This window comes from Virgibacillus sp. AGTR, assembly GCF_016919725.2.
Classification (GTDB): Bacteria; Bacillota; Bacilli; order Bacillales; family Amphibacillaceae; genus Virgibacillus; species Virgibacillus salarius.
Genome location: NZ_JAJERH010000053.1, coordinates 24342 through 30341 on the forward strand (window position 1 = coordinate 24342; position 6000 = coordinate 30341).

Genomic DNA, 6000 nt, shown 5'->3' on the forward strand with positions numbered 1-6000 from the left:
GTGATATCTATTCGAAATAGAGGAGCGCATATTCTAGGTGCCATTGCCGGTACAATAGCAGTTCTTGGAGCCATTGTACTGCCAATAACCTCAGGAGATACAGCGTTTCGTGCCGCTCGTTCTGTTATTGCTGACTACCTTAAACAAAAAAGTGTTTAACCGATTAGCCATAGCCGTTCCGTTGTTTATCACTTCTTATTCCTTAACGAAAATTGACTTTAATCTTCTTTGAAGATACTTCTCTTGGGCAAACTAAGCAACAGCCGAAATCGCACTTTGAATTGCAACTATGTATATTTAATCGATGGTTCCAACCATTTTTTATGAGTTATATGGTTTTTGTTTATATCTTAAATGCGGAAATTGGTTTCCGTTTAGAGCTTCGTCTATCATTTATAATAGGTGCAATTTACAGTGATGCTTACTTTTTTGTTCTTAAAAAAGCAAAGGAAAATAAAGCAAACAAATTGGACGTAGATATGTAAACAATTAGTAAGAAGCTTACACGGTCATCTGTGTAAGCTTCTTTTTTGGAAATGAATATTACATTCTATAAAAGACCCTTTTCTAATAATCTCTGTTATAAATTAGTGTTAAGCTTAATATTCAGAAAATTATACTGCCATAATAAGCTCCTGACAAATATACTAATTTTCTTGAATTCCACTAAAATTCCTCTCTCACATACGTATTTCCTACATATATAAGATGTAAACTTTTACATTATTTTACCGGATAGTAGGGTTTTGAATTACACCGTCATTTTTTTCTTTTAATAGAATATAGAAGTCCAGCTTTTGTTAGAGGAGGGAACAAGATGTCGAGCAGTAAATTTCCACAATTTTACCATAAAAGATGTAATTGTCCTGCTAATAAAAATAACTGTTCATATTGCAAAAACAAAGAATTACATGTGGAGTATATTGATAGCTACGATGAAGATATAAATCATAGCTATTGTACTAATTGCAATAAACACTATAACCACTGTCGATGTGGTAACTTAAACATCATAAATGAAATTAATTTACCTTCATGTTGTGAAAATGGTCCTACTGGAGCTACTGGGCCGACTGGACCTACCGGTGCTACTGGCATTACTGGGGCTACCGGACCTACCGGCGCTACTGGGGCTACTGGCGTTACTGGCGCTACCGGACCTACCGGTGCTACTGGCGTTACTGGCGCTACCGGACCTACCGGCGCTACTGGCGTTACTGGCGCTACCGGACCTACCGGCGCTACTGGCGTTACTGGCGCTACCGGACCTACCGGTGCTACTGGCTTTACCGGCGCTACTGGCGTTACGGGGGCCACTGGAACTACCGGTGCTACTGGCGCTACCGGACCTACTGGCGCAACGGGAGATATTGTAACAGATATCGGCTTTTCCGCTAACAGGGTCCCTACAACTGTAGCTGCCGATACCCAACTGGACAATTGGTCTGTAGTGAGTCCTTTTTATGATGCAGCAGGATTTGACGAAGTAGCTGGAACATATACCATTCCTGCAACAGGACGATATTCTATAAAAGCTGTTATCAGTTACTCAACTACAGCAGCTATTACTGCTTCATTAGGAGCAGGAGTAAATCCAGCTTTAGTAGTCCAACGAATATCACCAGTTACTACAGACTTAATTACAGGGTTGTTTCCCGTTCTAAACGTAGACATTGTTCTAGTGCTAACATTAAGGGCCATACTAGGAAGCGGGCAAGTAACATTAGAAGGAGATGTAGAATTAGATGCTGGGGATGTCATTGCTATTCAATATGTCGCAGATGGATTAACTATTAATGTCGATCTAGGCGGAACAGATGCAACTGGAACGATTTGGTCAGTTCACAGATTATCTTAAGTTATTTGGAATATATAAGAGTCTGGGACGAAACTAAAATAGTTAACCCAAAAGCTGAACGATAAAATAAATGTTCATACGAAGCGCAGTAAAAATGCGTAGACTCCTTGAAAAAGAAGAACGCTTTTTCTGCGTGCGATGTATCGCTACCGCAGCCTTCCTTATCCTACGGGAAAAGCGTGAGCCTGAACATCCCACAGGAAAGCGTTCTTTGCTTTCTGAGGAAGCTAATACGTCCCCGCGAAAAAGCGAAGCATTTTGACTTAGCAATGAATGAACTACCTATAACCATAACAATAACCCGAACTTCATCTAAAATATTTCAGATAAAGTTTGGGTTTTACATATCTAAATATTCTTTCGTTCCAACCTCTTTTAGATATCTATAAGAATATTGTAATGCATGAAAATGAAAAGTTATCGTACTAATAAATCTAAGATAGTTATTCTATTTTTACAGAAAATACAGAAGCTCTACTTTCTTCATTTAGCAAAACTTGGTTATTATAATAGGCTATGTTAGGAGAAAATCGTATTCATACATGCTATACTATGGGGTATAAAGGACAATTATGGAGTTGATACGTATGGACCCATTAGATATCATGATGAAGCTTGATCAGATCGTTCCATACTTCGATCCGATTATAAGTGCAGAAAATCAATTAATTATTGGCTATGAAGTTATACCTTATTTTCAAGGAGAAGACAAAGAATTACATAACCTCTGTTGGTTTGTAAAAGATGAATCGATACCGAGCGAATTCCGATTAGAGCTAAGTAATGCGGTGCTTCATAAGGTATTAGATAAGTATATATGTACGGATCAGTCCCAATTTTTATTTATTCATTATGATGCTAATTTATTGCTCAAGGATGATGGCGATAGCATGATGGCATTATTAAATACTTATGCTGAAAAGGGACTGATGCTAAAAAATTTAATACTACAATTTTCTGAGTCATTTGTCACAGATCATATCTATGAACTAAAGCATTTATTTGCATATATACAAACATATGGTTTACAAATCGCAATTGATGACGTTGGTCAACGTAATGGTAACCTAGATAAATTAGCTATCATTAAACCCAATATAATAAAAGTAGATGTAGCATTTCTACAAGATGATGACCTACCTCAATTGTATCAAGATGTACACCATTTATTATCTATGCTTTCTCGTAAAATTGGCGCAACCTTACTCTTTAAAGGCATTACAACGTTCCAACAATTAAATTATGCATGGCGAAATGGTGGTCGTTATTATCAAGGAAGCTATTTGGAAAAGATACACCCTGAATTTATATCAGCAGACAACTGTAAGGATAAAGTTAAGAAAGATTTCCACCATTTTATAACGTTTGAGCATAAGAAAATGAAAGCGCAGTTAGATTTGACAAATAGAATTAATCAACAATTAGGAACAACTTTGAAAAAAATAAATCCAGATGCCCCTTATGACGAAACAATCCTGACCGTTGCTAAGGATTGTGATGCATTTACATTTCGAGTATATATTTGTAATGAAGCAGGCTTTCAATTATCCTCCAACGCGGAAAAGAATCTGGATGGTGAATGGGAATTGCGTAACGAAGGACGACAAAAAAACTGGAGCTGGCGCCCGTACTTCTTTGAAAATATTGTACGTATGAATATGGAGAAAAAAGGAATACTTTCTGATTTATATACAGATATAGAGAGAGACGAGCGAATTAGGACATACTCCCATCCTATCTCAGAACAACAATTTATTTTTATCGATATCCCATACAATTTTCTATTCGAACAAGATGGTTTATTATGAGACGCTGAGACAAAAGAATGAAGATACAATAAAAAACGAACGATAAGGTATCGACCCCCTGAAGTTAGAGTGAAAAATCTAATTTCAGGGGGTGTTTTTGTGGCTAAATATAGTGAAGAATTTAAAGGGAAGGTTGTCACCGAGTATATAGATGGAAATCTTTCATATCGTTCCTTAGCCAAAAAATATCATATGAGTAGCTCTACACCAATATATGAATGGGTGAAAAACTATGAGCGTCACGGTATGGCGGGACTAAAACGAAGAAATACAAAGAAGGAGTATTCTGTTCAATTTAAATTAGATGCGATACAATTTATGTTAGAGACAGGTGCTTCTTATACAGAAACTGCTGTTCAATTTAAGTTGAGCACTTCGTCCATTGTTAAACTCTGGATGAAAAAATTTCGCAGACAAGGTAAGGAAGGCCTGGAATTAAAACGAAAGGGGCATCCTTCTATGCCTAAAAAACCCATTAATCAGAAGAAGCAGGAAGCAAAAAAGAGAACACGTGAAGAAGCGTTAGAACGTGAGAACGAACTACTAAGGCTAGAGAATGCCTACTTAAAAAAGCTAAAAGCTTTTCGGGAGAATCCGAATGCCTTCTACGAAAAGCACAGGCAAAGGTGGCATTCGAACTCAAAGAAGAAGGATTCCGATTAAAAGGTATTCTTCTTGTTGTGGGTATTCCTGAAGCTACCTATTATTATCATATGGAACGCTTTGACAGAGAAGATACAGAAACAGAATTAAAAGGTTACCTCCCCCCTTGTCGGTTATCCACTAAATATGCTTACTGTATCTTTTCTACAAAATTTTTCAACACATGTATGGTTTGCACGCAATCACTTAAATCAGACCATTCTAAAGGATTATGGCTAATTCCATTCTTGCTTTGGACAAATAGCATGGCTACTGGAACTTTTTCGCCAATAATCATGGCATCATGTCCAGCTCCACTTGGTAACTTATAAGGTTTCATATCCATTTCCTCGATGGTTTCTGCTAATAATTCCTGCTTATCACTCATAATCGGTACTGGCTTCACCCTCGTTTTTTCTACATAGTTAAACATAAGATGATGCTTATCGGCAATCGCTTCTGCTAGATTTAAAACATTATCCACTAATACATCTCTAGTATTCTGATAAATATCTCGAATATCAACATATAAAGTTACTTTGCCCGGAATAACATTTACACCATTTGGTTCTACGAGTTGTTTCCCAATGGTAGCAACAGCAGTATCATTCATTTCTTTGGGTAGCTTATTCACTTGATAGATAAATTCACTTGCGGCTACAAGAGCATCCTTTCGATCATTCATCGGTGTATTTCCTGCATGACCTGCTTCTCCTAAAAATGTGAGCTCCAACCAGCAAGGCCCAGCAATTCCTGTCACAACACCACATGGCAGCCCTTCTTTTTCCAACTGTTTCCCCTGCTCAATATGTACCTCTACAAATAATTCAATCTCGTTCATATCCCGTTTCGCATTCTGATAGCCTTCCACACTTAATTGAACCTGTTTTAGAACTTCTTCAAAGCTATATCCTTCCTTATCCACTAACTGTTTTTTCTCTTCCATATTAAAGTTTCCAATCATTGCTTCACTTCCATTCAGCCCACCATTAAACCGCGCCCCCTCCTCATCAGCAAACACCACTACTTCAAAGGGTTTCGTTGGTTGATATCCTATAGTATTCCATGCCTCTACTACCTCTAATGCGGCAATCACACCAAGCACTCCATCGAAATGGCCACCATTTGGTACACTGTCCACATGGGAACCACTCATAATAGCGGGACGTGTAGCTTCTTTACCCTCTAGTCTTCCAATTAAATTCCCAGCACCATCTTCTTTCACCTCTAGTCCTGCTTTCTTCATCCACATGGCAACTTTATTTTGAGCAGCCACTTCCTCTTTTGAATACCCTGGACGATTGGCCCCACCATCTTCAGTTCGACCAATAGTAGCTATTTCGTTTAAACGATCAGCAATTCGCTCACCAGATACCCCTCCATAATCTAATTCCTGATTGTATCCATGCAATAAACGCTCACGGAGCAAATTCGTTTTCTTTTGATTCATTAGATGTTCCCTCCTACTCGATTTTTACTAAACAACAAATTGAATTAATAATAGAATAATTCCAACTTGTTTTTAAAGTCAAGATGCCATAAAGTGAAACTTCAATCAATGAGGGCTTACTGCCAGTTATATACGTGATATATATACTGCTACAGAGATAAGAAAAACGGAGCAAAATTCGCTCATTCCTTATCACTAAATGCTCAGATTTACGCTTCCTCTAGTAGCTATTATGGAATAAT

4 protein-coding genes and 1 pseudogene are annotated in these 6000 nt (G+C 37.7%); 4 read left to right on the forward strand and 1 reads right to left on the reverse strand.

The annotated features are described in order from the left end of the window. Positions 1-30: 30 nt before the first annotated feature. The 4 genes and pseudogenes from JUJ52_RS16520 to JUJ52_RS16535 all read left to right on the forward strand — a co-directional run. A pseudogene (locus tag JUJ52_RS16520) lies at positions 31-485 on the forward strand (carbon starvation CstA family protein); the annotation flags it as partial. Positions 486-817: 332 nt separating this feature from the next. Next, positions 818-1858, forward strand: a complete 1041-nt coding sequence (locus JUJ52_RS16525; RefSeq protein WP_228089045.1) for a collagen-like protein — start codon at positions 818-820, stop codon at positions 1856-1858. Positions 1859-2445: 587 nt separating this feature from the next. Then, on the forward strand, positions 2446-3666 hold the full coding sequence (locus tag JUJ52_RS16530; RefSeq protein ID WP_121604594.1) for an EAL domain-containing protein: 1221 nt from the start codon (positions 2446-2448) through the stop codon (positions 3664-3666). 99 nt (positions 3667-3765) lie between these two features. Continuing rightward, complete coding sequence (locus tag JUJ52_RS16535; protein ID WP_228089046.1) at positions 3766-4329, forward strand: helix-turn-helix domain-containing protein; 564 nt, start codon at positions 3766-3768, stop codon at positions 4327-4329. Positions 4330-4459: 130 nt separating this feature from the next. On the opposite strand, the gene JUJ52_RS16540 is transcribed toward JUJ52_RS16535, so the two are convergent. Further along, the gene (locus JUJ52_RS16540; RefSeq protein ID WP_205389591.1) at positions 4460-5758 is read right to left on the reverse strand and encodes a Zn-dependent hydrolase; all 1299 of its coding nucleotides are present in this window, start codon (positions 5756-5758) and stop codon (positions 4460-4462) included. Between the last annotated feature and the right edge of the window lie 242 nt (positions 5759-6000).

Coding starts and splice junctions, on each gene's coding strand:
- JUJ52_RS16540 (WP_205389591.1), bottom strand. CDS start 5,758: ATGAATCAAAAGAAAACGAATTTGCTCCGTGAGCGTTTATTGCATGGA.
- JUJ52_RS16530 (WP_121604594.1), top strand. CDS start 2,446: ATGGACCCATTAGATATCATGATGAAGCTTGATCAGATCGTTCCATAC.
- JUJ52_RS16525 (WP_228089045.1), top strand. CDS start 818: ATGTCGAGCAGTAAATTTCCACAATTTTACCATAAAAGATGTAATTGT.